This window comes from Brachybacterium zhongshanense (assembly GCF_055385755.1).
Map to the genome: position 1 here is coordinate 1,215,198 of NZ_AP043790.1, position 26,686 is coordinate 1,241,883.

23 protein-coding genes and 1 pseudogene are annotated in these 26,686 nt (G+C 70.1%); 10 read left to right on the plus strand and 14 right to left on the minus strand.

What is annotated here, in order from left to right; all coding sequences use genetic code 11:
* The first annotated feature begins 2 nt into the window (after window positions 1-2).
* On the plus strand, window positions 3-818 hold the full coding sequence (locus ACZ5AJ_RS05545) for an ABC transporter ATP-binding protein (RefSeq protein WP_464137831.1): 816 nt from the start codon (window positions 3-5) through the stop codon (window positions 816-818).
* A gap of 3 nt (window positions 819-821) precedes the next feature.
* Here ACZ5AJ_RS05545 and ACZ5AJ_RS05550 read toward each other — a convergent pair whose 3' ends face one another.
* The gene (locus ACZ5AJ_RS05550; protein WP_464137833.1) at window positions 822-1,457 is read right to left on the minus strand and encodes a TetR/AcrR family transcriptional regulator; all 636 of its coding nucleotides are present in this window, start codon (window positions 1,455-1,457) and stop codon (window positions 822-824) included.
* Between the two features lie 103 nt (window positions 1,458-1,560).
* Here ACZ5AJ_RS05550 and ACZ5AJ_RS05555 point away from each other — a divergent pair, with 103 nt between their 5' ends.
* The 4 genes from ACZ5AJ_RS05555 to ACZ5AJ_RS05570 all read left to right on the plus strand — a co-directional run bounded on the left by ACZ5AJ_RS05555 (window position 1,561) and on the right by ACZ5AJ_RS05570 (window position 7,269).
* Window positions 1,561-2,385 (plus strand): sugar phosphate isomerase/epimerase family protein, encoded by an 825-nt coding sequence (locus tag ACZ5AJ_RS05555; RefSeq protein WP_464137834.1) that lies wholly within the window; start codon window positions 1,561-1,563, stop codon window positions 2,383-2,385.
* A gap of 79 nt (window positions 2,386-2,464) precedes the next feature.
* Window positions 2,465-4,378, plus strand: a complete 1,914-nt coding sequence (nagE, locus tag ACZ5AJ_RS05560) for an N-acetylglucosamine-specific PTS transporter subunit IIBC (protein WP_464137836.1) — start codon at window positions 2,465-2,467, stop codon at window positions 4,376-4,378.
* A gap of 255 nt (window positions 4,379-4,633) precedes the next feature.
* Entirely contained in the window at window positions 4,634-6,442 is a 1,809-nt protein-coding gene (locus tag ACZ5AJ_RS05565) for an HNH endonuclease signature motif containing protein (RefSeq protein WP_464137838.1), read from the plus strand.
* 167 nt (window positions 6,443-6,609) lie between these two features.
* Window positions 6,610-7,269, plus strand: a complete 660-nt coding sequence (locus ACZ5AJ_RS05570; protein ID WP_464138697.1) for a sulfite exporter TauE/SafE family protein — start codon at window positions 6,610-6,612, stop codon at window positions 7,267-7,269.
* Here the strand turns inward: ACZ5AJ_RS05570 and ACZ5AJ_RS05575 are convergent, their stop codons facing one another.
* Both ACZ5AJ_RS05575 and ACZ5AJ_RS05580 read right to left on the minus strand, forming a co-directional pair.
* A complete protein-coding gene (locus ACZ5AJ_RS05575) occupies window positions 7,270-7,848 on the minus strand; it encodes an NADPH-dependent F420 reductase (protein ID WP_464137840.1) in 579 nt (192 codons plus the stop codon).
* 86 nt (window positions 7,849-7,934) lie between these two features.
* Window positions 7,935-9,491, minus strand: coding sequence for a UDP-N-acetylglucosamine 1-carboxyvinyltransferase (locus ACZ5AJ_RS05580; protein WP_464137841.1), 1,557 nt, complete (start codon window positions 9,489-9,491; stop codon window positions 7,935-7,937).
* Window positions 9,492-9,575: 84 nt separating this feature from the next.
* Between ACZ5AJ_RS05580 and ACZ5AJ_RS05585 the strand changes: the two genes are divergently transcribed.
* The gene (locus ACZ5AJ_RS05585) at window positions 9,576-11,270 is read left to right on the plus strand and encodes a cation:proton antiporter (protein WP_464137842.1); all 1,695 of its coding nucleotides are present in this window, start codon (window positions 9,576-9,578) and stop codon (window positions 11,268-11,270) included.
* On the opposite strand, the gene ACZ5AJ_RS05590 is transcribed toward ACZ5AJ_RS05585, so the two are convergent.
* The 7 genes from ACZ5AJ_RS05590 to ACZ5AJ_RS05620 form a co-directional block, all read right to left on the minus strand.
* Window positions 11,259-11,696, minus strand: coding sequence for an NUDIX hydrolase (locus ACZ5AJ_RS05590; protein WP_464137844.1), 438 nt, complete (start codon window positions 11,694-11,696; stop codon window positions 11,259-11,261). The two genes, ACZ5AJ_RS05585 and ACZ5AJ_RS05590, sit on opposite strands and share 12 nt — an antisense overlap.
* 35 nt (window positions 11,697-11,731) lie before the next feature.
* Window positions 11,732-12,592, minus strand: coding sequence for a carbohydrate ABC transporter permease (locus ACZ5AJ_RS05595; protein WP_464137845.1), 861 nt, complete (start codon window positions 12,590-12,592; stop codon window positions 11,732-11,734).
* Window positions 12,589-13,461, minus strand: a complete 873-nt coding sequence (locus ACZ5AJ_RS05600) for a carbohydrate ABC transporter permease (RefSeq protein WP_464137846.1) — start codon at window positions 13,459-13,461, stop codon at window positions 12,589-12,591. Before ACZ5AJ_RS05600 ends, ACZ5AJ_RS05595 begins: the two co-directional genes overlap by 4 nt.
* A gap of 18 nt (window positions 13,462-13,479) precedes the next feature.
* The gene (locus ACZ5AJ_RS05605) at window positions 13,480-14,745 is read right to left on the minus strand and encodes an ABC transporter substrate-binding protein (RefSeq protein WP_464137848.1); all 1,266 of its coding nucleotides are present in this window, start codon (window positions 14,743-14,745) and stop codon (window positions 13,480-13,482) included.
* Between the two features lie 83 nt (window positions 14,746-14,828).
* Entirely contained in the window at window positions 14,829-15,407 is a 579-nt protein-coding gene (locus ACZ5AJ_RS05610; protein ID WP_464137850.1) for an HNH endonuclease, read from the minus strand.
* Between the two features lie 141 nt (window positions 15,408-15,548).
* Window positions 15,549-16,316, minus strand: coding sequence for a lysostaphin resistance A-like protein (locus ACZ5AJ_RS05615; protein ID WP_464137851.1), 768 nt, complete (start codon window positions 16,314-16,316; stop codon window positions 15,549-15,551).
* Between the two features lie 61 nt (window positions 16,317-16,377).
* Complete coding sequence (locus ACZ5AJ_RS05620; protein WP_464137853.1) at window positions 16,378-18,384, minus strand: beta-galactosidase; 2,007 nt, start codon at window positions 18,382-18,384, stop codon at window positions 16,378-16,380.
* A gap of 98 nt (window positions 18,385-18,482) precedes the next feature.
* Here ACZ5AJ_RS05620 and ACZ5AJ_RS05625 point away from each other — a divergent pair.
* A pseudogene (locus ACZ5AJ_RS05625) lies at window positions 18,483-18,920 on the plus strand (carbohydrate ABC transporter permease); the annotation flags it as partial.
* A gap of 69 nt (window positions 18,921-18,989) precedes the next feature.
* Complete coding sequence (locus ACZ5AJ_RS05630) at window positions 18,990-20,036, plus strand: LacI family DNA-binding transcriptional regulator (RefSeq protein ID WP_464137854.1); 1,047 nt, start codon at window positions 18,990-18,992, stop codon at window positions 20,034-20,036.
* Here the strand turns inward: ACZ5AJ_RS05630 and dhaM are convergent.
* The 3 genes from dhaM to dhaK are packed head-to-tail and all read right to left on the minus strand — an operon-like array spanning window position 20,023 to window position 22,066.
* Window positions 20,023-20,442: a dihydroxyacetone kinase phosphoryl donor subunit DhaM gene (gene dhaM / locus ACZ5AJ_RS05635; protein ID WP_464137856.1), complete on the minus strand. Its 420-nt coding sequence runs from the start codon at window positions 20,440-20,442 to the stop codon at window positions 20,023-20,025. The genes ACZ5AJ_RS05630 and dhaM overlap by 14 nt on opposite strands.
* Window positions 20,439-21,056, minus strand: coding sequence for a dihydroxyacetone kinase subunit DhaL (gene dhaL, locus ACZ5AJ_RS05640; protein ID WP_464137857.1), 618 nt, complete (start codon window positions 21,054-21,056; stop codon window positions 20,439-20,441). The genes dhaM and dhaL overlap by 4 nt, the downstream gene beginning before the upstream one ends.
* A gap of 11 nt (window positions 21,057-21,067) precedes the next feature.
* Window positions 21,068-22,066 (minus strand): dihydroxyacetone kinase subunit DhaK, encoded by a 999-nt coding sequence (dhaK, locus tag ACZ5AJ_RS05645; RefSeq protein ID WP_464137858.1) that lies wholly within the window; start codon window positions 22,064-22,066, stop codon window positions 21,068-21,070.
* A gap of 63 nt (window positions 22,067-22,129) precedes the next feature.
* On the opposite strand from dhaK, the gene ACZ5AJ_RS05650 reads away from it, so the two are divergent.
* Together ACZ5AJ_RS05650 and helR are read left to right on the plus strand one after the other, a co-directional pair.
* Complete coding sequence (locus ACZ5AJ_RS05650; protein WP_464137860.1) at window positions 22,130-22,936, plus strand: endo alpha-1,4 polygalactosaminidase; 807 nt, start codon at window positions 22,130-22,132, stop codon at window positions 22,934-22,936.
* Window positions 22,937-22,968: 32 nt separating this feature from the next.
* Window positions 22,969-25,230 (plus strand): RNA polymerase recycling motor ATPase HelR, encoded by a 2,262-nt coding sequence (helR, locus tag ACZ5AJ_RS05655; protein ID WP_464137862.1) that lies wholly within the window; start codon window positions 22,969-22,971, stop codon window positions 25,228-25,230.
* Here helR and ACZ5AJ_RS05660 read toward each other — a convergent pair.
* Window positions 25,178-26,596, minus strand: coding sequence for a peptide MFS transporter (locus ACZ5AJ_RS05660; protein ID WP_464138698.1), 1,419 nt, complete (start codon window positions 26,594-26,596; stop codon window positions 25,178-25,180). The two genes, helR and ACZ5AJ_RS05660, sit on opposite strands and share 53 nt — an antisense overlap.
* Window positions 26,597-26,686 lie beyond the last annotated feature (90 nt).

Consider the following 26,686-nt stretch of genomic DNA (forward strand, 5'->3'; position numbering starts at 1 on the left):
CCATGAACCCCATGCTCAGCAGGTCCCTCGCCGAAGGCGAGATCGTCCTCGGCTGTCGCGGCGTCACCAAGGAGTTCTCCGTCGCGGGCCACCGCATCACCGCCGTCGACGACATCAGCCTCGACTTCCCCGCCTCGAGCGCCCTCGCCGTCGTCGGGGAGTCCGGCTCCGGGAAGTCCACCCTCGCCCGCATGCTCCTGCGCCTGATGCCTGTCACCTCCGGCAGCATCGAGTTCCGCGGACAGGACGTCACGCACCTGCGCGGCCGTGCCCTGCGCCAGTACTGGACGGAGGTGCAGGCCGTCTTCCAGGACCCCTTCGCCTCCTTCAACCAATTCTTCACCGTCGGCTCGCTGCTGCGGCGCAGCCTCGCGCTCGCCGGGATCTCCCGCGACGAGGCCGATGCGCTGATCGAGGAGTGCCTCGGCTACGTCGGCCTGACCCCGAAGGAGGCGCTCCACAAGTACCCCCATCAGCTCTCCGGCGGGCAGCGGCAGCGGGTCATGATCGCTCGCGCGCTCATGATGCGCCCGACCGTGCTGCTGGCCGACGAGGCGACGTCGATGCTCGACGCGACCCTCCGGGTGAACGTGCTCAACGTGCTGCACGACCTCAAGCGGGAGCTGGGGATGACGATCCTGTTCATCACCCACGACATCGGTCAGGCCTGCTATCTCGCCGACCGTGTCGCCGTGATGGAGCGGGGGAGGGTCGTCGAGCGCGGCACGACGGAGGAGGTGATCTTCAGCCCGCAGGCCGACTACACCCGTCGTCTGCTCGCCGACGTCCCCGACCTCCGCGGCAGCCTCAAGCAGTAGCGCTCACGCCGTCCCCGGCGTCGTCGGCGCCAGCAGCGCCGCGAACGTCTCGAGGGTGCGCTGGAGCTCGATCGACGGCTCCAGCAGCCACTGGATCTGCAGCCCGTCCGAGGCGGCGACCAGCAGCGCGGCCATGTCCGCGGCATCCACGTCGCCGCGGACCGTCCCCGCCTCCTGCCCGGCCCGGAGCTTCTCGGTGAGCTCCTCGCGGACGCGGGAGAAGCGCGCCGTGAAGAACTCGTGGGCGGGGGACCCGTCGACCGCGAGGGCCGTCGCCACGAGCGTCGTGTACAGCTCGACGAGGCCCGGCACCTCGACGTTGATCATCGCGGCAGTGACGATGACATCGACCGCGGAGGCGCTGTCCGTGTACACCTCGTCCGCGTCGCGCTGCTGCTCTGCATGCTCGTAGACCGCCACCAGCAGCTGCTCGCGCGAGTCGAAGTAGTGCAGCAGCGCCGCGTGGGAGACCCCGATGGCGGTGGCGATGCGCCGGAGGGAGGTCCCGTCGGCACCGCGCTCGCGGAACACCTCGATCGCCCGGTCGAGGATCTCCTGCCGACGGGCGACGCCCTTGGAGTACGAGCCGGCGCGACCGATCACGCGGCGCGGGATGGGGGGAGCTGCATCGCTGTCCATCCCGAGAGGCTACCCCGAAAACCTTCGATCGGAAGGTTTTCGATGCTAGCGTCGGGCCAGCGCCCGAGCGGGCGACGACGACGTCACGAAAGAAGGTCACCCCATGGCCCTGCCCATCGCCTCCGTCCAGCTCTACACCCTGGCCGAGGAGTTCACCGCCGACATGGCCGGCTCCCTCGACCGTCTCGCCGGCATCGGCCTGAAGAACGTCGAGGCCTTCGACTTCGTCCGTCGGCCGAAGGAGATCCGCGCGGCGCTCGACGCCTCCGGCCTCGCCTCGCCGACCGGCCATGCCCCGCTGCTCTCCGACGAGCTGTGGACTCCGGACGGCTCCATCCCCACCCCGAGCCAGGACGTGGTCTTCGAGGCCGCCGCCGAGATCGGCATGAGGACCGTCATCGACCCGATGGTCCCCGCTGAGCGCTGGCTCACGGAGGACGGCGTGAAGGACATCGCCGAGCGCCTCAACGCCGCCGGGGAGAAGGCGAAGGAGTACGGCCTCACCGTCGGCTACCACAACCATGCGCAGGAGTTCGTCGCGAGCTTCGACGGACAGACCGCCTACCAGCGCTTCCTCTCCCTGGTCTCGCCCGACGTCGTGATCGAGCTCGACCTGTTCTGGGCGCTCGTGGGCGGTCAGGACGTCGTCGGCCTCGTGCGCGAGCTCGGCGACCGCCTCGCGGCCGTGCACGTCAAGGACGGCGTGGCGCCGGCCTCGAACCCCTTCGCCCCGGGCGCCCCGGCCTTCAGCTCGGCCGATCTCGATCAGCGCCACGCGGGCAGCGGCGACGTCCCCACCGTCGAGGCCCTCAAGGCCGCGACCGCGGTGCAGTACGCCGTCATCGAGTACGACAACGCCCCCGGCGACGTCTTCGCGGACGTCGAGAACAGCTACCGCTTCCTGATCGACGGCGGGCTCGCCGTCTGACCTCCTCGGCCGTTCCGCGCATCGTCTCAGACCCCGAGAGGCAACGATGAAGTTCTTCCAGTGACTGGGCAGATCCCTGATGCTGCCCGTGGCCGTCCTCCCCGTCGCCGCGATCCTCAGCGGCATCGGGTACTGGATCCTCACAGCGACAGGCAACGACGCCAACATCGTCGGCGTCTTCTTCCAGACGGCCGGCGGCGCTCTCCTGGACAACCTCGCGCTCCTGTTCGCGATCGGCGTGTCCATCGGCATGGCCACCAAGCCGGACGGCACCTCGGCCCTCGCGGGCCTGGTCTCGTGGCTCGTCGTCACGACCCTCCTGGACCCGGCGAACGTCGCCCTCTTCCAGGGCATCGAGGCCGACGCCGTCAACCCCGCCTTCGACAACCTCCAGAACGTGTTCGTCGACATCCTGTGCGGGCTCATCGGCGCCTACGCGTACGACCATTTCAAGGACACCAAGCTCCCCGACGCGCTCTCCTTCTTCTCCGGGCGCCGCTGCGTCGCCATCATCACCGCCGGCATCTCCCTGGTGCTCGCGCTGGTCCTCTTCTTCGTCTGGCCGCTGGTCTACACGGGCCTGGTGAGCTTCGGCGAGTTCATCGTCACGCTCGGCCCGGCGGGCGCCGGGATCTACGGCTTCCTGAACCGCCTGCTCATCCCGCTGGGCCTGCACCACGCCCTGAACTCGGTGTTCTGGTTCGACGTCGCCGGGATCAACGACCTCGGCAACTTCCTCAACAACACGGGCACCTATGGAGTGACCGGCCAGTACATGACCGGATTCTTCCCCGTGATGATGTTCGGCCTGCCCGGTGCGGCGCTCGCGATGTACGTGACCGCGAAGACCTCCCGGCGCAAGGTCGCCGCCGGCGTCCTGCTCTCGAGCGCCGTCGCGTCGTTCTTCGTGGGCGTCACCGAGCCCCTCGAGTTCTCCTTCATGTTCCTCGCCCCCGGGCTGTACGTCGTGCACGCCCTGTTCACGGGCATCTCGATGGCGGTGAGCGCGCTGCTGCCCGTGCGCATGGGCTTCGGCTTCTCCGGCGGCTTCATCGACCTGGTGCTCGGCTGGGTCAACCCGATGGCGCAGAACCCCTGGGGGATCCTCGTCATGGGAGTCTTCTGGTTCGTGGTCTACTTCCTCGTGTTCCGCTTCATCATCCGTCGGTTCGATCTCAAGACCCCGGGGCGCGAGGATGACGAGGGCCTCGAGGGCGGCGTCGCCGCCTCCTCCGGTGCCGCCTCCGGGGCGGGGGCCGACAAGCATGTGGTCGCGGCCTCGGCCTTCATCCCCGCGCTCGGCGGGAAGGAGAACATCCTCGACCTCGAGAACTGCGCGACCCGTCTGCGCATGGAGATCGCCGACCCGTCGCTCGTCGACGACGCAGCCCTCAGGCGGGCGGGCGCCGCGGGCGTCATGAAGCCCGGCGGCAGGTCCGTCCAGGTCGTCTACGGCACCTCCGTCCAGTTCGTGAAGGATGCGATGGATGCACTGATGGCCGGGCGGATCACGCCCGTCGAGGCGCATGAGGCCGCGGACCTCGAGGCCGGGGCCCATCCCGACGGCGGCGTCGCCACCCGCACCTCTCACCTGGTGCGCCTGCGCCAGCCCCTCGCCGGCGTGCCCGTCGACCTCTCGACCGTGCCGGATGCGACCTTCGCCGAGGGGATCATGGGTCCGGGCGTGGCGATCGAGCCGTCCGACGGCGAGGTCGTGGCTCCGGCCGCCGGCACTGTCACCCATGTCTTCGACACCGGTCATGCTGTGGCCCTCACGCTGTCCGACGGCACCGAGCTGCTCATCCATGTCGGCCTGGACACCGTGAAGATGGGCGGTCAGGGCTTCACAGCACATGTCGGCACCGGCGACACGGTGACCGCCGGGGACCCGCTGCTGAGTGTCGATCTCGACGCCGTGCATGCGGCGGGACATCCGGTCATCACCCCGATCATCGTGCTCAACGACAAGGAGGCGAGCATCGAGCTGGTCTGAGGACTGCTCCGGGGACTGCTCCTCCCGCGCGGGCGGTTGTCCACAGTCGGCGCGGAGGGCTGGCGCACCTCGAACATATGTTCTATGCTGGGCTGGTCTTCGCAGGTCAGGGGTAGCTTCTGGGGGCCTGCAGGGGTGCAGTCGCGATGCCTCTGCGCCCCGGTCCGCATCGGTTGAGCAGGGGGAGGGGTCATGGTCCGCAGGAGGGATGCGCGTCCGCGGCGCGGGAGGCGGCGGCATGCAGGTCGCCCTCCCGTGCTTCACTCCCTCCTGCTCCGGCTGCCCTGCCGACAGCACCTAGCACCTGCCCCTGCCGCCGCTCCGCCCGCCGACCGCGGCACTCCGTCGTCGGCCTTCGGTCCTGCCGTCGCCCGCTGCCTCGCCGATCCGGCCGACGGCGCTCGCGCGATCAAGCCCGCCGGGATGGGCCGCGCCCGCAGCGCAGCCTGGAACGACGGCGAGAAGGTGGGGCGCGCACGTGGTGAGGCCTCGGGTGCCGCCCGCGGCTTTCGGGCCGGGAGGAGAGCAGGCCGGAAGGAGCGCGAGGGCGAGCTGCTGCCGCCCTGCCGGCCGGTCCGCGCCCGTCGGCCCCTGGACCCGGAGTCCTTCGCCGAGCGCTCCCAGGTCGAACCCGGATCCTTCGAGGCCCTCGCCTCCCGCGAGCTCTTCGCCATGCGCGCGCGGGTCAATCGCATGCACGCCGAGCAGATGCGCAGCACCGCCATGCTCTGGGACGACGAGGACCCGGACCCCGCCGGGGACTCCTTCGCGCTCCTCGTCGCCGATGCCCGCCGCGTCTCCCTCCCGCGCGCGAAGTCCCTGCTGCGCGACGCGGTCACCGCCGTCTCCGAGATGCACCGGACCTTCGACCGCTTCGAGAAGGGCCACTTCCCGGTCGAGTGGCTCGAGATCATGCTGCGGCGCGTGCGCCGGCTCACCCTCGGGCAGCGGATCCTCGTCGACGCGCGCGTCAGCGAATGGGATCTCGAGAACATCGCCATGGACACCTTCCTCCGGCACCTGTCGCTGCTCATCGCCTGGTTCCGCGATCGCAGCGAGGAGCCCGCGGCGATCGAGCGCCGCCAGGTCGCCCTCGATGTCGACTCCGACGGCGACGGCACCGCCACCCTCACCGTCACGGGCCCCAGTCCCGAGATCCTCGACCTCGCCCGGCGTCTCGACCTCGCCGCCCGCTCCGTGCAGGACGCACAGCGCCGCGCCCTCGAGGACGGCGAGGAGATCCCCTTCGATCTCGACGGCCAGGCGCAGGCCGCCGGTCGGGCCAGCGGTCTCGGCGCCCTCCGCTACGCGATCCTCCAGCGCACCGTGCTCGAGACTCCCGGCGTCGATACCCGGGGCTCCCGCTTCCGGATGCAGGTCGTCGTGCCGATGCTGACCCTCCTCGGCCTCTCCGAGGCGCCCGCCACGATCGACGGCATCCATCCGCTGCCGGCGAGCCTCGCCCGCAGGCTCGCCGCCGACGAACCCACCTGGCACCGCATCCTCACCGATCCCGCCGACGGACGCTTCCTCCCCGTCCCCGCCGCGCAATACCGGCCCACCACCGAGATGGCCGAGCACCTGCGCCTGGTCAACCCCGTGTGCGCCGTCCCCGGATGCACCATCGACGTCGGCGCCATCGGGGAGATGGACCACACCGAGGAGTTCGACCACCGCGACCCCGCCGCCGGGGGCCCCACCGCGATCGAGAACCTCCACCGGCTGTGCCGCCGCCACCATCGGATGAAGACCGACGGGGAGATCGACGTCGTGCGCGAGTCCGACGGGACCTGCACCTGGATCGTGCGCGGGCGGCGCATCGAGTCCGTCGAGGAGAACCGGGACCTCATCACCCCGATCCACGCCGCGATGCTCGAACGGATCGCCCTCGACCACCGGGAGCAGGAGATCTGGGAGTCGATGGTGCGATTCTTCGCCGAGTCCGACAGCATGGACGAGGTGCTCGCCGAGATCTTCGCGGACGACCACCCGCCCGACCCGCTGGCCGATGTGCTCCCGCCGACACCGCCGGACCCGATGCTCCGTCAGCGACCGCCCTTCTGAGCCTGGATCGAGTAAGGTCCTCGGGTCGTCCTCATCGCCCCAGGAGGCCACTCATCTCCGGATTCCTCGCCCACCTGCCCGCGCTCGGCACGGGGGAGTGGCTCCTCGTCGTCCTCGCCGCGCTCATCGTCGGCTTCTCGAAGTCCGCGCTGCCCGGCGCCGGCACCATCGCCGTAGGGCTGTTCGCCATCGCCCTCCCGCCCAAGGAGTCGACCGCCGCGCTGCTGCTCCTGCTGATCCTCGGCGACTGGATCGCCCTGTGGATGTATCGGCGGGAACCCGACTGGCGCACCCTCGTGCGGCTGATCCCCAGCGTGCTCGTCGGACTGATCGTCGGCGCCGCGTTCCTCGCCCTCGCCGACGCCGGCGCCGTGCGCGGAGGCATCGGCGTCATCCTGCTCGTGCTCGTCGGGATCACCGTGTGGCGCCGCCGAGCCGCCCGGACGACGGACGGCGACGGGCCCGCCGTCGGGCGTCTCGCCCGCATCGGCTACGGATCGCTCGGCGGGTTCACCACCATGGTCGCCAACGCCGGCGGACCGCCGATGTCGATGTACTTCTACGCCATGCGGATGCCGGTGCTGACCTTCCTCGGCACCTCCGCCTGGTTCTTCGCGGTCATCAACATCCTCAAGCTGCCCTTCTCGGCATCGCTCGGACTCTTCCGCACCGAGTACCTGCTGATGGATCTGCTGCTGGCGCCGCTCGTGATCGGCGGCGCGCTGATCGGCCGACGCATCGCCCAGCGCGTCCCGCAGAAGGTGTTCGAGAAGGCGATCCTGGTGCTGACCGTCGTCTCCGCCCTCGCGCTGATCGTCGGGGCCTGATCAGGCGGTGACGGAGAACCCGCCGGTCCAGGAGATCTTCTCGCCCGCGGCGAGGGTCAGCTGAAGGAACCCGAGGCTCTCCAGCTCCCGAGCACGCTTGAGCGAACCGGCGTCGATCGCCCCGAGGCCCGCCTTCTCCACGGCCGAGAGCAGCGTCGACTTCGCCTCGGCGTCGTCGCCCGCGACCAGGACGGTCGTGGTCGAGGAGCCGATGGTGCCCGCCGAGAGCGTGCCTGCGAAGTTCGTGTTGAACGCCTTGAGGACCTTCGAAGCGGGCAGCTTCTTCTGGATCTCGGCGGCGGCCGACGAATCCGACGGGACGACGAGCGCGTCGAAGGTCTGGAAGTCCAGCGGGTTGGTGATGTCGACGACGACCTTGCCGGCGAGCTGCTCGCCGTGCTGCGCGATGATCTCGTCGACCGCCGGGTAGGGGACCGCCAGGACGACGATGTCGCCCGTGACCTGCGCGCTGCCGACCTGGTCGTGGGAGATGTGGGCGACGTCCGCGCCGCCCTTGCCCAGCACTCCTGCGATCGCGCTGGCCATGGCCCCGGTCCCGAAGATGGTGGCTGTCGTCATGATGCTTCTCCTTCTGAGGGGTTGATATCTCAACTAGATCCCCGGTCGCGGGAGAAGGCGCCTGTGAGGTGCGAGACGTCGAGCGCTCAGATGTCGCGGAAGGTCTCGATGCGAGCGCCCAGCGCATTCAGGCGCTGCGCGAGGTCCTCATAACCTCGGTTGATGACGTAGACGTTCCGGAGGACCGAGGTCCCCTTCGCCGCGAGCATCGCCAGCAGCACCACGACGGCCGGACGCAGCGCCGGCGGGCAGACGATCTCCGTGCCCGACCAGCGTGTCGGCCCTTCGATCAGCACCCGGTGCGGATCCATCAGCTGCACCTTCGCGCCCAGCTTCGTGAGCTCCGTCAGGTAGATCGCGCGGTTCTCGTAGACCCAGTCGTGCAGCAGAGTCTGACCCTCGGCGGTCGCGGCGATGACCGCGAAGAAGGGCAGGTTGTCGATGTTCAGGCCCGGGAACGGCATCGGGTGGATCTTGTCGATCGGTGCCTTCAGGGTCGACGGGAAGGTCGTGATGTCCACCAGGCGGGTCCGGCCGTTCTCCGCCATGTACTCCTCGGAGCGCTCGTAGCGGAAGCCCATCTCCTCGAGTATCGCCAGCTCGATCTCCATGAACTCGATCGGCACCCGGCGCACCGTGATGCTCGAGTCCGTGACGATCGCGGCGGTGATCAGGCTCATCGCCTCGATCGGATCCTCGCTGGGGGCGTACTCGACATCGGTGCGGATCTCCGAGCGGCCCCGGACGCGCAGAGTGGTGGTGCCGATGCCCTCGATCTGCACGCCCAGCTCCACGAGGAAGAAGCACAGGTCCTGGACCATGTAGTTCGGACTGGCGTTGCGGATGATCGTCTCGCCCTCGTAGCGGGCGGCCGCCAGCAGGGCGTTCTCGGTGACCGTGTCGCCGCGCTCGGTGAGCACGATCGGACGCGTCGGCCCCGCGCCCGGCGTCGCATGGGCCTGGTAATGGCCCTCGGTCGCCACGACGGAGAGGCCGAACGGCCGCAGCGCCGTCATATGCGGCTCGACGGTGCGGGTGCCCAGATCGCAGCCGCCCGCGTACGGGAGCTGGAACTCCTCCTCGCGGTGCATCAGCGGGCCCATGAACATGATGATGCTGCGAGTGCGCCGCGCGGCCGCGGCATCGATCGAGGCGAGGTCGAGGGTCTCGGGTACGACGATCTCGAGGTCGTTGTGCTCGTTGAGCCAGCGTGTACGCACACCGATCGAGGTGAGCACCTCGAGCAGGCGGTTGACCTCCTCGATGCGGGCGACCTTGCGCAGGATCGTCGTGCCCGTGTTCAGCAGCGAGGCGCACAGCAGGGCGACGCCGGCGTTCTTCGAGCTCTTGACGTCGATCGCGCCGGAGAGGGTCGTCTGCCCGTGCACGCGCAGATGGCTGGGGCCGGAGGTGCCCAGACCCACCAGCTCGGTGTCGAGCGCCGAGCCGATGCGCGAGAGCATGTCGAGGGTGAAGTTCTGCTGGCCCTTCTCCATGCGGTTCACGGCGCTCTGACTGGTGCCGAGCTGCTCGGCGAGCTGGGCCTGGGTGAGACCCGTGTGCTGGCGGGCGTCCCGGATGAGGGCGCCGATCCGGGCGCGGTAGGTCAGATCTGACTCGTCGACGGTCTGCGTATCGGTCATGACCTGACGTTATCTCAGACATGAGATATCGGGGAGATTGTGGCGGGAGGTGTCGGTCACCTCGGCCACCCCATAATGGAGCGCATGTCGATCGAAGGTCTCGAGCTGGTGGCAGTGGTCGCGGTGCTGATCATCGTCGCCGTCTCCTACTTCGCCGGCAAGCTCGGCGTCGCCGCACCGATCCTGCTGCTGCTCGTCGGCCTCGGACTCGGCGCGCTGCCGGGCATGCCGCCGATCGAGCCGGAGCCCGAATGGATCCTCGCCGTCGTGCTCCCGCCGCTGCTGTACTCGGCTGCGGTGAACATGCCGGTCATAGACCTCCGGCGTGACCTCGGGACGATCGGGGCGCTGTCCGTGCTCCTCGTGCTCGTCTCCGCCTTCGGCGTCGGACTGCTCCTGTGGTGGATCTTCCCGGACCTCAGCTTCGCGGCCGCCGTGGCCGTCGGCGCCGTCGTCTCCCCGCCCGACGCCGTCGCCGCGACCTCCATCGGCAAGCGGCTGGGTCTGCCGCCGCGACTGCTCACGATCCTCGAGGGTGAAGGCCTCGTCAACGATGCGACCGCCCTCGTGCTGCTGCGCACCGCCGTCGCCGCGACCGCCGGCGCCTTCTCCTTCACCCATGCTCTCGGCGACTTCGCCTACGCCGTGGCGGTCGCGCTGGTGATCGGCGGCGTCGTCGGCATGGTCTCCGTCTGGGTCCGCTCGAAGATCGACCAGCCCGCCCTCAGCACCGCCATCTCCTTCGTCGTCCCGTTCATCGCCTTCCTCCCCGCCGAGTCCCTGGACGCCTCGGGAGTCATCGCCGTCGTCACCGCCGGACTGATCACCGGCGCCACCAGCGCCCGCAAGCTCCGCGCGGCCGACCGCAGCGCAGAGCGCACCAACTGGCTGACCATCCAGCTGCTCCTCGAGAACGGCGTCTTCCTGCTGATGGGCCTCCAGCTGGTGACGCTCGCCGACGCGGTGGAGAACGTGGGGCTCTCGGTCTGGAACGCCGTATGGATCGGTGTGATCGTGACGATCCTGCTCGGAGCGATCCGGGTCGTCTTCGTCGTCCCCCTCGTCTTCCGGCTCAAGCGCCGACGCCACACCAGCGAGCGCATGATCGGCCGCTTCGAGGAGATGCTCGATCACGTCGAGAACGACGAGCGCCTCGCCCAGCACCCCCGCGCCGAGCGCGTGACCCGCTGGCTCCGGCGGGAGCGCGCCGATGCCCGCTTCTACATCGACAACGGGCTCGGCTGGCGCGGCGGAGCGGTCCTCGCCTGGTCCGGCATGCGCGGGGTCGTCACTCTGGCCGCCGCCCAGTCCCTCCCCACCGACTTCCCCTACCGCACCCAGCTGATCCTGCTCGCCTTCGTCGTCGCCCTCATCACCCTCGTCGGTCAGGGCGGCACCCTCCCGCTGCTGATCCGCGTGCTCGGCATCCGCGGCACCGACGAGGAGCATGCGCGCCGCGAGCTCGAGCTCCTCCTCGGCGAGATCTCCGAGGCCGCCACCACCCAGGTGCTCGACAACCCCGACCTCCGCCGCCGTGACGGCAGCGCCTTCGACGACGACGTCGTCGAGGAGGCGCGCGACCGGATCCGGAGGATCGACCAGACAGAGCGCCCCGGCGACCGGATCCGCCGGCAGAACCTCGAGCTGATGCAGGCGATCATGGACGCGCAGCAGGACGCGCTCAACGAGGCCCGCTCCGCCGGCACCTACGACTCCCACACCATCAGCGCCGCGCAGAAGCGTCTCGATCAGGGGATGACACGCATGTCAGAGGGATGACGAGCGCCACGCGGAGATCGCCGTATCGACGAGGTCGACCCGCGGACCGGCGTCGTCCAGCTCATCGAGCGGGATCCACTCGGCGCGGTCAGTCGTCCCGCCGATCTCGAGGGTGCCGAGCTCGCCGCCCGTGATCCGGGCCCGATAGATCGCGCGCACAGACCTCGAGGGGCGACCCGACTCCTCATGTCGGGAGGAGGTCTTCACATCGATCGCCAGCAGCTCGCCGAGCTCGGCCGTGTACCCGGTCTCCTCGAGGACCTCCCGCACTGCGGCCTGCTCGCAGGTCTCCCCGAACTCGACGCCTCCTCCCGGCATCGTCCAGCCGGGAGCGGAGCCGTTGAACCAGCTCAGCAGGATTCGATCCCGCTCGTCGACGATGACGGCGTAGGAGGCCAGGCGGGTGTCGTACTCGGTGAAGTGCATGGGGGAGAGCGTACGGGTCGCGACATCGCCCAGGCCTATTTCACCGCGCCCTGCGTGAGACCCGAGATCACCCAGCGCTGTGTCAGCAGATAGACGATGATCGCCGGCGCCATCGCCATGAGGTAGCTGGCGAAGGCGATGTTGTAGCTGTTGTTGAACTGCGTCTGGAACATGTTCTGCAGCACCGGGAGCGTCTGCAGGGTGGGATCCGAGGTGATCAGGCTCGGCATCATGAAGTCGTTCCATGAGCCCAGGAACGCGAAGATGCCGACGGTCGCCGCCATCGGGCCGAGCAGCGGGAAGATCAGCCGCCAGAACACCTGCCAGGTGGTCGCGCCGTCCACGCGCATCGACTCCTCCAGCGACAGCGGGATCGAGCGCAGGAACGCCGAGAACAGCATCGTGTTGAACGCCAGGGCGAACACGATGTGCAGGATCGCCACACCGATCGGGTTGTCGAGTCCGACCATCCCGGTCAGCTTCACCTGCGGGAGCGCGACGACCGGGAACGGGATGAACATCGCGGCCAGCAGGTAGAAGAACGACCAGCGGAACAGCCGACTGTCCCAGTTCCGCACGATCGCGTATGCGGCGAGCGAGGAGATGACGATCTCGCCGACGACGGCGATGACCGTGATGAACGTCGACATCGCGAGCGAGCGGGGGAAGCTCGTGAGGGTCCAGGCCTCGGCGAACGAGCCGACGCTGAACGGCGAGGGCAGGGTGAAGGCCTCGCCGTCGACCGCCTGGGCATCGGTCTTCAGCGACATGTTGATCGTGACCAGCAGCGGCACGATGACCGCGAGCGAGCAGACCAGCAGGATGATCGTGGCGGGCCAGTTGGGCCGCTCCCTCCCTATGCGGGAGCGGCGGCGGGTGTGCGTCGTGGTGCTCATGCTCCGAAGGTCGCTTTCCCGCGCGTGATCCGCAGCTGGATCAGCGCGATGATGATGCTGATGACGAAGAAGACGGCGGCATTGGCCATCTGGTAGCCGTAGTCGCCGCCCTCGAAGCCCTTGAAGATCGACATGGCGACCGAGCGGGTCGCCGTGCCGGGACCGCCGTCGGTGAGGCCGACGATGATGTCGTAGGCGTTGAGGTAGTTCTTGAAGCCGAGGATCGTGTTGATGACGACATAGCCGGAGACCAGCGGCAGCGTCACGTGCCACAGACGTCCCGCGGGGCCGGCGCCGTCGATCGAGGCGGCCTCGTAGATGTCGCCGGGGATGGTGACCAGGCCGGCGATGTAGATGAGCATCGTCGAGGGGACCGTCGACCAGGCGGTCACGATGACGATCGCGACCCAGGCGAGATCCTCGTTCGCGAGCAGCGACGTCGAGAGGATGTCGATGCCGAGCGCCTGCCCGATCGCCGGGAGGGTGTTGGCGAAGAGGAACTTGAAGACGAAGGCGATGATGATCCCGGAGATCACCATCGGCAGCACGAAGATCGTGCGCAGCGCCGCCTGGAATCGGATCCTCGAGGTGAGTCCCAGCGCGATCGCGAACGCGATGATGTTCACGACGATCACGGTGACCAGCGAGAAGCCGATGGTGAAGCTGTAGGCGCTGAGGATCCCCTCGTCGCGGAACACGGCGATGTAGTTGCGCAGGCCGATGAACTCCCAGTCGCCGAACCCTATGGAGTTCGTGAACGAGTAGAAGAATCCCATCACTGCCGGGAGCGCGATCGCCAGGGTGAAGATCGCCAGCGCCGGGAAGAGGAAGAAGTAGTAGATCGGGTCGGTCCGGTTCGTCTGTCTCATGGGACGGTCCTCGGTCTCTCAGGAGCGGAAGGCCAGGCGCGCCCAGTCGGAGTCCAGGCGTGCGAGCACCTGCTCCGGGTCGGCGCCGAAGATGATCGACTGCAGGTAGTTCTCCCACGGGATCGTCAGAGGGATGAACTGGGACGGGCCGCAGGTCACCATGCCGGCGTCGTAGAACTCCTGCATCGGTGCGATCCGCTCGTCGGTCGCGGGCGGCGCATCCTTGGTGGTGCCCAGGGCCAGCAGCGCCTCGTTGTAGCCGTTCTGGACCTCGGGGGTCATGAAGTACGACAGCAGCTCCCGTGCGCCCTCCTTCTGGTCCGCGGCCTCCGGGATCCACAGCGACAGGTCGACGCTCACGCGGATCTTGCGCTCGTCGGGGTCGTCGGTGGCGGGCAGCGGGAAGGTGGACAGGTCCGGCTCCTCGCCGGTCTTCTCGACCTCCGCGAGCGACCAGGGGCCCTGGAAGAGCATCGCCGCCTCGCCGCGGGCCATGGCGGTGTTGCCGTCGCCGTAGGAGCGGGAGGACGCGTCGTCCTGGTGGTAGGGGAGCAGCTCGAGCATCCGCAGGATCGGCTCGAGCATCGTCGTCCGGAAGGAGACCTCGGAGTCCGGTCCGACGTCCTCCCCGATCTCGTTCATCGTGTCGTAGAACGAGCGCACGTCGATCATCCCGCCGACGGTGTAGTCGAACAGTCCCTGGTTCACGGTCCAGGCGTCGGCGAAGGTGCCGTAGATGGGGGTGACGCCCGCGTCCTGCAGGGTGTCGCACACCTCGATGAACTCGCTCCAGGTGGTCGGCACCTCGAGATCGTGGTCGGCGAAGATCGTGCGGTTGTAGATCACCGCGGCGCCGGCGACGGAGAAGGGGATGACGCTCGTGCGCCCCTCGTAGGTGGGGTACCAGTCGGCGAGGTCCTGGACGTCCTCGCGGATCATGTCCGCCTCCGGCATGTCGGCGAGGTCGCTCAGCGCCCCGCGCTCCATGAACCGGGCCATCTCGAGGTTGTAGTTCTGGCAGGCGATGTCCGGCGGGTTCTGCCGCACGAAGCTCGCCGACAGGTTGGTGGAGATGTCATGGATGACCCGGAGGTCGGGATGCTCTGCGTCGAAGTCGGTGAGCAGGCCGGAGAAGTACTGGATCGCTTCGCGCTTGGACTGGTAGAAGGTCACCGGCGTGCGGCCTGCGCCGCTGCATCCGGTGAGGCCCGCGGCCGCGAGCGCTCCGCCGGCCCGGAGAAGGCCGCGCCGGCTCATCCGCAGGCCTGGAGGGGAGGAGGACATCGTCGTCTCCTTCGGTCTGGTCGGTCAGAACTCCTCGTCGAGTCGTATCGACAAATCACGCACGGAACAACTCGTGACTCCCGTCACGCCCGTGTGCGAGACGGCCAGACTAGAGGGTGGATGCGCTCTGCGGCGACACCCCGCCGGACTCCGGCGCGTCGCGAGGTGCGCTCGGCGATGCGGCACGAGCGCGTCGGGTCGTACGGAAGCATCCGCAGCGGCATCCCCGCCTCCTCGGGCGTGCGGTCGGCCTTCCGGTTGTTGCACTCCTTGCACGCGCACACGAGGTTCAGCCATGAGGACTCTCCGCCCCGCGAGGACGGCAGCACATGGTCCACCGTCGCGAGCAGCGCATCGCACGGCGGGGTCTTCGAGACCGCGCGCCCGCAGTACGTGCAGGTCCAGCCGTCGCGCTCATGGACGGCGCGGTAGGAGAAGCCGACGGAGCGGGAGCCGATCCCCTCGACCCAGGCTCCGCTGAGCTCGCGGGTCAGCTCGAGGACGGTGGGAACGATCCGGTCCTCGAGGAAAGCCAGCTCGACAGGGACCGCGACCCCGCGGCGGATCATCCCGAAGGCGTGGCGGACGCTGGTCGTGTGCAGCATCTCGCCGATCCCGGTCTCGACGTCATAGCCCTTGTTGAACACTCTGACCTGAGCCATCGCCGACACCTCCTCGGATTGCGGGATGCGCTCAGGGATCAGTATGTCGTGCGCAGAATGTGATGCGCACACCATTTTCGGCCGTGTCGGAGGGCGTGGTGCGGAATTCCTCGACCCGTCAGCAGCCGTTCATCCCCGGGATCATCCGACGGCCGCTCCCAGCAGCTGCGCGAGGGCCACGACGACCGGTCCGCCCAGGATGAAGTTGTTCAGGCCGTGCATGAGCAGCACTTGCCAGATGTTGCGCGTCCAGAGGTAGACCAGGTTCATCAGCAGTCCGGCTCCGGCATAGCTGAGAGTCAGCAGCAGATGTCCGCCGAAGTTGTTGTAGTGGACGGCGCCGAACAGCAGGGCGTTGCCGATCACCAGCAGTGCGGCGGTCCGCCAGCGGCCCCAGGCGGGGAAGGTCAGCATGAGGGTGTGCCGGAAGGCGAAGTCCTCGATGAGCGCCGTGACCGTCGGCCCGAAGGACGCCACCAGGAGGATCCCGAGGGCGACCGATGCGCTGGCGTCGGTCGTCGTCGAGTCGGCGGCGGTGTAGCCCGTGGCGCTCCGCAGGAGCGCGCCGAGCACGCTGATCACCACCTGGATCGCGATCATGCCGAGGAGGACCAGTCCGAGGCTGCGCACCGGCGCCCGCCAGAACGCCTTCCAGTGCCGAGCCAGGCGCTCCCGGTTGAGCACCACGACGACGGCGAAGATGATCACCCGCAGCAGGGTGTCGGCGATCGCGCGGACCCCGACGTCCTCGGTGGCCAGCGAGCTCAGCCAGCCGCCGAGGAAGATCGCGGGCACCGAGGCGAGCGCCGCCCATTCCGGAGCGCCCCAGCGCAGCGTCGTGGGCAGCTCCTCCGCCCGGACCCTCTCCAGGAACCCTGCGCCGCCGCTCGTGACCCGCTCTTCGCTCATGGGCCCGTCCTCCTCCGGAGATGAGCGGAGCACGTCATCCCCGGGGATGACCGGGTGATGCTCAGGGAGTGATGCGGGCGACGGCGACCGCGCCGGCGGCGACGGCGAGCTGCTCGCCTCCCTCGACCGCGAGCACGTGGTCCTCCTCGGTGTGGTTGATGCCGATCAGGAAGCGGGTGCCGTCCTCGCCGGCGCGCTCGAGCAGCTCCACGTCGGCCGGGAGGTCCCGGATCGGGATCCCTGCGTCGACGAGCGGCCGCGCGAGGACCGGCGCGAGATCGTCGACGTCGAGGTCCGCGGCGACATACCAGGCCCTGCCCTCGCCGAAGGCGTTGGCGGTCAGCGCGGCTCCGCCGGCGACGGGGCCGTCAGCGAAGCGGGCTCGCACCTCGGCGGTCGTCGGACGCACGTCCTCGGTCCAGATCCTCGCGGTGATCGCCGCACCGTCGAGCTCGGCGTGCGCGCGATCGCCCTCGCGCAGCGGGCAGAACTCGTGGACCTCCGCGCCGAGCACGCTCGCGAGCGCCGCGTTCAGTCCGCCCGCTCGCACACCGTCCTCGGCGTCGACGACGCCGGAGAAGGGGCCGACGACGAGCTGACCGCCGCCGCGGACGTACTCCTCGAGGTTCTCCGCCGCCGCGTCCGTGAGCAGGTACGAGGCGGGAGCGAGGACCAGGCGGTATGCGGAGAGATCGTCCTCGGGATGGGCGAAGTCGACGCTCACATGGTCACGCCACAGCCGCTCGTACCAGGTCTGGATCTGCATGCGGTGGCTGAAGTCGTCCGCGGGGCGCCAGGGGAGGTCCTGCGCCCAGTGCGACTCCCAGTCCCACAGGATCGCGACGTCGGAGCGCACCCGGGATCCGCGCATGTCGGCCAGCTCCCGGAGCGTGCCTCCCAGCTCAACGACCTCCTGCCAGACGCGGCTGCCCGTGCCGGCATGCGGGAGCATCGCCGAGTGGAACTTCTCCGCCCCCTTGCGGGACGCCCGCCACTGGAAGAACATCACGGCGTCCGCACCGCGGCCCGCATGCGAGAGCGAGTTGCGCGCCATCTCCCCGGGTCGCTTCGCGACGTTCCGGCCCTGCCAGTTCACGCCCGAGGTGGAGTGCTCCATGAGCATCCACGGGCGGCCGCGGGAGAGCGAGCGGGTGAGATCGGCGTCCAGCGCGAGCTCGACGTGGTTCCGCGGGTCGGCGGCGATCAGGTAGTGGTCGTTCGCGACGACGTCGACCTCATCGGCCCACTTCCACAGATCGATGTTCGGGCAGGTGTGCGCCATGAAGTTCGTCGTCACCGGGATGTGGGGGGTGACCTCGCGCAGCACGTCCCGCTCGGCGCGGAAGCACTCGAGGATCTGCTCGGAGCTGAAGCGGCGCCAGTCCAGCTCGAGGGAGGGGTTCTGCATCGACGGGGTGGGCAGCGGGGCATGGATGTCGGCCTCCTCGCCCAGGACCTGTCCCCAGAAGCGCGTGCCCCAGGCCTCGTTGACGCCGTCGAGGGATCCGTGGCGCTCGAGTGCCCAGCGGCGGAAGGCGTCCTGGGCGAAGGGGGAGAAGCTCTCGCCGACAGGGGCGCCGTACTCGTTGTGCACATGCCAGAGCGCGAGCGCCGGATGCTGGCCGTAGCGCTCGGCGAGGCGGCGGGCGATGCCCGTCGCCGCCTCCCGGTAGGCCGGGGCCGACGGGCAGGCCATGCCGCGCGATCCCGGGCCCAGGGCGCGACCGTCCCGGTCGACGACGCGCGCCTCGGGGTGCTCGCGGAAGAACCAGGCCGGGGGAGCGGCCGTGGGGGTGCCCAGGTCGATGCGGATCCCGTTGTCGTGGAGGATCGCGAACACCTCGTCCAGCCACTCCCAGCGGAACTCGCCGCGGCGCGGCTCGAGGCTCGCCCAGGAGAAGATCCCGACGCTGACCAGGTTCACGCCGGCCTCTCGCATGAGGCGCGCGTCCTCGGCCCAGGTCTCCCGCGGCCACTGCTCGGGGTTGTAGTCGCCGCCATGGACGGGTCCGTCGACGCCGAGGGGCCAACGGGGACGTTCGGAAGGCTGGAAACGATCACGGTTCATGGAGCGGAACCTTGGCATGTCGGTGGGGAATCCGCAACCGATACCCGGTGTGTTCGGTGCACTTGACTGGAATCGATCACAATTCTACAGTTCCGCGTCTCGCCAACACCTACTGGGCGGTCCTGCTGCCGAGCATCCTGAACCCGTACGGCATCTACCTCGCCCGCATCTACGCCGGCGCCTCGGTGCCCCGGGAGATGATCGAGGCGGCCCGCACCGACGGCGCCGGGGAGATCCGCATCTTCACCCGCTTCGCCGTGCCGATGATGATGCCGGGCCTGGTCACGGTGTTCCTCTTCCAGTTCGTCGGGATCTGGAACAACTACATGCTCCCGTACATCATGCTCGGCGACGACAAGCTGTTCCCGATCACCGTGGGCCTGTCCACGCTCATGAACCAGGGTGCGTCCCAGCCTGCGATGTACACGACCGTCATCACCGGCGCACTGGTGTCGATCATCCCGCTGATCGCCCTGTTCCTGCTGCTGCAGCGGTACTGGCAGAGCGATCTGACCGGCGGCGCCGTCAAGGGCTGAGCGCTCCTGCGGCTCGTCCATACTGGAGGGCGGGCCGCAGGTCGCGTCCCCGGAGGGAGGAACGGCGCGATGGCAGCACGATCGGGAAGACGGCCCACCATCTCCGAGGTCGCCCGGCGGGCCGGCGTGTCCACCGGCACCGTCTCGCGGTACCTCAACGGCGGCCGCTGGGTCTCGGCGGAGTCGTCGGCCGCGGTGGCGCGAGCGATCCGCGAGACCGGATACGTGGCCAGCTCGACCGCGCGATCCCTGCGGACCGGCCGCAGCGGCACCGTCGCCTTCGTCATCGACGAGAGCCCGGCGCGCTTCTTCGAGGACCCGAACTTCGAGGCGCTCGTCGTGAAGGTCGGTGCCGTGCTCGCCGAGCGAGGACGCACCCTGGTGCTCCTGCTCGCCGGGGACGCCTCCGGGGCCGAGCGCGCCGAGGCGTTCGTGAGCACCAGCAGCGTCGACGGCGCCGTCACGGTCTCCGCGCGCCCCGAGCACGGACTCGTGGAGAGGCTGCTCGACGCCGGCATACCGCTCGTGAACATCGGGGCCCCGGCAGGGCTCGACGACCGGGTCTCCTACGTCGCCGCCGACGACAGCGCAGGCGGACGCGCCATGGCCGAGCATCTGCTCGCCCGCGGCGCCCGGCGCCTCGCGGTGGTCGCCGGTCCCGCGGACTCGCCGGGCGGCCTGCTGCGGCCGCAGGCGTTCCGCGCCGCGATTGAGGCCGCCGGGCCCGAGGCCGACGCCCGGGTGGTCGCCGTCGTGCACGGCGACTACACGCAGGAGAGCGGGCGCCTCCTGGGCGCCCGGCTGCTCAAGGAGCATCCCGGGATCGACGCGGTGTTCGCGGGCAGCGACCGCATGGCACGCGGCGTCATCGCGGCCGTGCAGGAGAGCGGACGCACGGTCCCCGACGACATCCTGGTCGGCGGCTTCGACGACTCCGTCGGCGCCGACGTCGAGGAGCCGACCCTCACGACCATCCGCCAGGACTTCGACCGGATCGCCGTCGAGGTCGTCGACGTGCTCGACAAGCAGGCAGCCTCGGGGGTGCGGACGGCCGCCGTCGTGCCCGTCGAGCTCGTGGAGCGGCAGTCGACCCTCGCGCCCCTCAGCCGTCGCTGAGGGACGCCAGATGGGTCCGCTTCGCCTCGACGGCGACGTCGGCCTCTGCGGCGGCCCGCTCCAGATCGGCGCCGCCGGCGGCGACGGCGGCAGCACCTACCAGGCCCTCCACCAGAGGCGCCGGGCTCAGCCGCACACGGCCGGCGAGCTGCGGATCGAGCATCTCGACTGCCATCTCCGCGGACATCAGGGCGCTGCCCAGATCCATCAGCACGAGGACGCCCTGATCGTCGGCCGCCCGCTCGATCGCCTCCTGGATCGCGACCGCGTCGGTGCCCAGCTCCGTGTCCGACAGACCCGCGGCGACCTCGATCCGCGGACCGTCCCCGCCGAGCATCTGGGCGGCGAGCGCGGCCGCCGCCTCGGCGAGCGGGCGCGAGTGCGAGACCACGACGATCCCGGTCATGCCGCACCTCCGAGGGTCTGCTCGGCGGCTCGCCAGATCAGCACCGTCGACTCCGTCCCCGGGTCGACATGGCCGACGGAGCGCTCGCCCAGGTAGGAGGCGCGGCCCTTGGTGGCCTGCATCTCCTTCGCGGCGTCGCGGCCGGCCTCGGCCCCGCGCGCGGCGGCGGCGATCCCGTCGGCCCGCAGCGCCTCGAGGGCCGGGTACCAGGCGTCCAGCATCGTCTTCTCGCCGCGCTCGGCCTTACCGCGCTGGGCGATGCCCTCGACGCCCGCGGCGACGGCGTCGGCGAAGGCTCCCGCATCGAGCTCCTCGGCCCCCGGCTGGGAGGTGCCCAGGCGGAGGAAGAAGGTGCCGTAGAGGGGTCCGGAGGCCCCGCCGACCCGGGAGACGAGCGTCATCCCGACCTTCCTCATCAGAGCGTCGACGGTCGTGAGGTCCTCCGCGTCGAGGACCTCGAGGACGGCCCGGAAGCCCCGGGACATGTTCGCGCCGTGGTCGGCGTCGCCGATCGCGGCGTCGAGCTCGGTCAGATGCGCCGACTCCTGCTCGATCAGCTCGGCGCTGCGGCGCAGCCAGGCCTTCAGATCCTGTGTCGTGATGGTCCCTGCCATGGTGCTCCTCCTCAGATCCCTCGTCGCAGTCCCGGGGTGCGGACCGGGGCGTCCCAGAAGCGGGTCAGCTCCTCGTCCAGCCGCAGCAGCGTCAGCGAGCATCCGGCCATGTCGAGGCTCGTGATGTAGTCGCCGACGAGAGAGCGCGAGACCTGCACCCCCGCGGCGTCCAGCAGCTTCGCGACCTCGGCGTACATGACGTACAGCTCGATGAGCGGCGAGGCTCCCATGCCGTTGAGGAAGCACAGCACCGGTCCGTCGCCGGGGAGCTCCTCGAGGACCGGCTCGACCAGCTGCCGGGCGATCTCCGAGGCCGGGGCGATCGGTTCGCGATGCCGCCCCGGCTCCCCGTGGATGCCGATGCCGATCTCCATCTCGTCCTCCGGCAGGTCGAAGGACGGCCTGCCGTTGGCGGGGACGGTGCAGCTGGTCAGGGCCATCCCCATCGACCGGCCGTAGGAGCTCACCCGAGAGGCGATCTCGGTGACCTCGGTCAGGTCCAGGCCCTCCTCGGCCGCGGCGCCCGCGATCTTCTCCAGAAGCACGGTCACGCCCACGCCGCGGCGACCCGCGGTGAAGGAGGAGTCCTCGACGGCCACGTCGTCATGGGTCACCACGGCGGTGACCTCGATGTCGGACTCGGCGGCGGCGAGCTCGGCGGCCATCTCGAAGTTCATGACGTCGCCGGTGTAGTTCTTGACCACGTGCAGGACGCCCGCACCGCGATCCACGGCGGTGGTGGCAGCGAGGATCTGATCGGGAACGGGGGAGGTGAAGACCTCGCCCGCGCAGGCGGCATCGAGCATCCCGTGGCCCACGAAGCCCCCGTGCAGGGGCTCGTGCCCGGAGCCGCCGCCGGAGACGATCGCGACCTTCCCCCTCTCCTTGGGGTCGGCGCGCAGGACGATGCGGTTCTCCAGGTCGATGTCGAGCTCGTCGGGATGGGCGGCGGCCATCCCGCGCAGGGCGTCGACGACGACGTCGTCGGGGGAGTTGATGAGCTTCTTCATGCTTCCGGAGCCTAGCCTCCCGCTGTGATCCGCGTCTCGTCCTCGGCGCGGCAGGATGGAGCAGTGCCCCGTCCACGCCCCCCTCTGCTCCTCGCGGCGATCGCCCTGCTCTGCGTCTCCTCCGCCGTCTCCTGCGCCTCCGGGCCGCCGTCGGCCTCGGTCGGCTTCGACTACCAGCTCGGCGGGGCCGACGACCTCGCCGGCCTCGACGTCGTCGTGCGCGATGCCGGGGATCCGCCCCTCGAGGGCGCCTACAGCATCTGCTACGTCAACGGCTTCCAGACCCAGCCCGGCCAGGGAGAGCTCTGGGGCGGCGCACCTGAGGCGATCCTGCGCGATGCTGCGGGCCAGGTCGTCGTCGACCCCGACTGGCCCGATGAGCAGATCCTGGATCCCGGCTCCGAGCAGTCGCGGGCGGCGATCCTCGAGCGCATCGGCCCGATCATCGCCGGATGCGCCGACGACGGGTTCGACGCCGTCGAGATCGACAACCTCGACAGCTTCACCCGCGTCGAGGGGATCGAGCAGGATGACGCGCTCGAGCTCGCCCGCTCCTATGCGGAGCTCGCCCATGCCGAGGGGCTCGAGATCGCTCAGAAGAACGCTCCGGAGATCGCCGAGGTCGTCCACGGCGAGCTCGGCTACGACCTCGCGATCGCCGAGGAGTGCGGGAGCTGGCACGAGTGCGACGCCTACGCGGACGCGTACGGGGAGCGGGTGCTGCAGATCGAGTATCCGGACTCCCTCGCGGCCGCGGGGATGGACTTCGAGGAGGTGTGCGCGGACCCGGATCGTGCGGCGATGACGATCCTGCGGGATCGTGATCTCGTGCCCTCCGGGCAGCAGGGCCATCTGCGCGAGAGCTGCTAGCTGCCCAGCTGCCGGCCCCGCCCCGCTCCGCCATGGACAGGATATCGGCGGACCGGGGGCTTGCGGCAAGGGCCCCTCCCGGGAGGAGGATCACGCTCCTGCCCTTCGCCGCACACCCACGGGAGCACGTCATCTCCAGCATCTTCGCCCTGCCCGACCACCGGTCCACCACCTTCGGCCCTGCCCTCCTCGCCAGCGACGAGGAGCACTTCGCACGCGTCGCCCGTGCGCTCGAGCGCCGCATCGCCGACTCCGAGCACGCTCTCGAGGAGGCGCTCGCGGAGGGCGCGGACGACAGCACAGCGCGCGTCGACCGAGAGGCCCGCATCCGCCACCGCCGGGCGCGGCTGCGCGCACTGCGGGCAGTCCGCCTCGACACCTGCCTCGGGCGCATGGACCTCGAGGACGGCCGCAGCGTCCACATCGGCCGGATCGGCGTCCAGGACGACGACGGGAGCATCCTGCTGCTGGACTGGCGCAGCGATGCCGCCGCCCCGTTCTTCTCCGCGACCCGCGCCGCGCCCCAGGGCGTCCGGTCGAGGCGCCGGTACCGCTGGTCCGGCGGCAGGATCCGCGACTGCTGGGACGAGTCCGTCGGCGCCGCCGTACCCGGCGCCGGTCTCGACGAGGACTCCGCGCTGCTGGCGAGCCTCGAGGCGGCCCGCACGCCGCGCATGAGCGACGCCCTGAGCACCCTCGCCGCCGACCAGGACGCGATCATCCGCGCCGACGCCCGCCGAGCACTGGTGGTCGACGGGGGACCCGGCACGGGCAAGACCGTGGTCGCCCTGCACCGCGCCGCCTACCTGCTGCACGCCGATCCCCGGCTGCGGGAGGGACGCGCCGGGGGGATCCTCGTCGTCGGCCCGCACCGGCCCTACCTCGAGCACATCGCCGACGTCCTGCCGAGCCTCGGCGAGGACGTCGCCGTGAGCACCCTCGCCGAACTCGTCCCCGAGGGGGAGCAGGCGGCGGCCGAGGCCGATCCCGCCGTCGCCGCCCTCAAGGCCGACGCCCGCATGGTCCAGGCGATCGGGACCGCCGTCGGCCTCCACGAGCAGCCGCCGACCCTGGCCCTCGAGGTCGAGACCTCCTGGGGCCCGGTGATGCTCGGGCCGGACGAGTGGGAGGAGGCCTTCGACGCCGTCGAGCCCGGAGTCCCGCACGACGGCGCACGCGAGAGGATCCTCGAGGAGCTCGCCGAGATCGCGCTCGCCCGGCTGGAGGGGGCGAGCGCGCAGGAGCTGCGCCGCGAGCTCGGAGCCGACGAGGAGATCGAGGCCGCGCTGCATCGGGCCTGGCCGCAGCTCGACCCTCTCGCCGTCGTCGCCGCCCTCTGGGCCGACCCGGCTCACCTGCAGCGCTGTGCTCCGTGGCTCGCACCGGAGGAGGTCGCTCTGCTGGGACGGAGCGACCCGCGAGCCTGGACCGTCGCCGATCTGCCGCTGCTCGATGCGGCCCGCGACCGGGTCGGCGACCCCGGTGCGGAGGATCGACGCCGCCGCCGCGAGCACGCCCTCGCCGCCGAGGCTGAGCAGATGGACACGATGGTCGACCAGCTCATCGCCTCCGACGCCTCGGAGATGCACGAGATGGCGATGCTGCGCGGCGAGGACCTCCGCCGTCGCCTCGCCGCCGAATCGCTCATGGCCGAGGACCTGACCGGTCCCGGGACCGACGCGCTCGCGGGTCCCTTCGCGCATGTGATCGTCGACGAGGCGCAGGAGCTGACCGATGCCCAGTGGCCGATGGTGCTGCGTCGCTGCCCGAGCCGGCGCCTCACCGTCGTCGGGGACCGTGCCCAGTCCCGATCGGGGTTCCCCGAGAGCTGGACCGAGCGGCTCGAGCGGGTCGGGATCCGCGGGGCCGAGGTGCGCCGCCTGACCCTGAACTATCGCACCCCGGCGGAGATCATGGAGGCCGCCGAGCCCGTCATCCGCACCGTGCTGCCGGACGCGAACGTTCCCGAGTCGATCCGGCGCACCGGTGCGGTCGTGCGCCGCGGACGTCCGGAGGACCTCGCGGCCGTGCTCGAGGAGTGGCTCTCCGTCCACGACGAGGGCACCGTGTGCGTGATCGGCGGGAGCACCCGCGGCATCGGCGGGGACCGGGTGCGGGAGCTCGCCCCTGCCGATGCCAAGGGCCTCGAGTTCGACCTGGTGGTGCTGGTCGAGCCCGAGGCCCTCGATGCGGTCGACCGCTACGTCGCGATGACCCGGTCCACGCGGGATCTGGCGGTGCTCAGCGCACTCCCCGCATCGCCCGGCCGATCGGCTTCGCGATCGCGAGCATGACCAGACCGATGACGATCGTCACCGCGCCGAGGCCGCCGAAGTACGCGACCTCGTTCTCCGCCGAGTAGAACTGCGCGAGGGAGCCCGACAGCGCCGTGCCGAGCGCCGTGGCGAGATAGAACAGGGCCATCATGAGCACCGGGTACGCCTTCGGTGCGAGCTTGGAGGCCAGCGACAGCCCGACGGGCGACAGCGAGAGCTCTCCGAGGGTCGCCACGAGCATGATCAGCGCGATCCACAGCACCGGGACGCTGTCGACCGCCGCCATCGGCAGGAACAGCACGAAGGCGAGGCCGATGAGCATGATGCCGAGGGAGAACTTCACGGGCGTGCCCGGGTTGCGTCGGCCCAGCTTCGTCCACAGCGCCGCGAACACCGGAGCCAGGATGATGATGAAGAAGGGGTTGAAGGACTGCACCCACGAGATCGGCATGGTCCAGCCCAGCAGATCGCGGTCCAGGCGGGTGTCCGAGTACAGGGTGATCACGGTGAACTGCTGCTGGAACAGGGCGAAGAACGCCGCCACGCCGATGAACAGCGGGATGAAGGCGATCACGCGGGACCGCTCGTCGGCGTCGACCTTCGAGGAGGTCAGCAGCAGCGCGAAGATCACCACGGCCGCGACGACCGCGAGGCCTGCGACGATGTCCGCGAGGTTGCCGGGGTTGATGACCCCCGTGAGGACGAGCACCAGGACCAGCGCCACGGCCGCGATCGCGATGCCGGACCACACCGGATAGGCGCGCCGGGGCAGAGGATCCGGGACGCGGTGCACCGAGGCGGGCAGCGAGGACCGGGTCAGCGCGTACTGCACCAGGCCGATCGCCATGCCGATCGCGGCGAGGCCGAAGCCCAGGTGGAAGCCCCACATCTGCTGCGCCAGGCCCGTCACCAGCGGTCCGAGCAGGCCGCCGATGTTCACGCCCATGTAGTAGATCGAGAAGCCGGCGTCCCGACGCGGATCATCGACCGCGTACAGGTCGCCGACGAGGGTCGCGGAGGTCGCCTTGAGACCGCCCGAGCCGATCGCCACCAGCAGCAGGCCGATGATCAGGCCGGGGACGCCCGGCACCAGGGCGAGGGCGATGTGCCCGAGCATGATCATGACCGCCGAGGAGAACATCGTCCTCTCGGGGCCCAGCAGGCGGTCGCCGACGAGCGCGCCGACGATCGAGAAGATGTACACCGAGCCGCCGTAGGCGCCGACGATGCCGGCCGCGACGGCCTCGTCGATGCCGAGACCCCCGCGGGTGGCGGAGAAGTACATGTAGATGGCCAGGATGCCCTGCATCCCGTAGAAGCTGAAGCGCTCCCACATCTCCACGCTGAACAGGTTCGCCAGCGGGCGCGGCTGGCCGAAGAACATCTTCCCGGTGGGGTTGTGCTCGTCGACGGCCGAGGGTGGGGCGGACGGGATGCCGGTCGGCTCGGAGGAAGTCACGGGACGACATTGTCC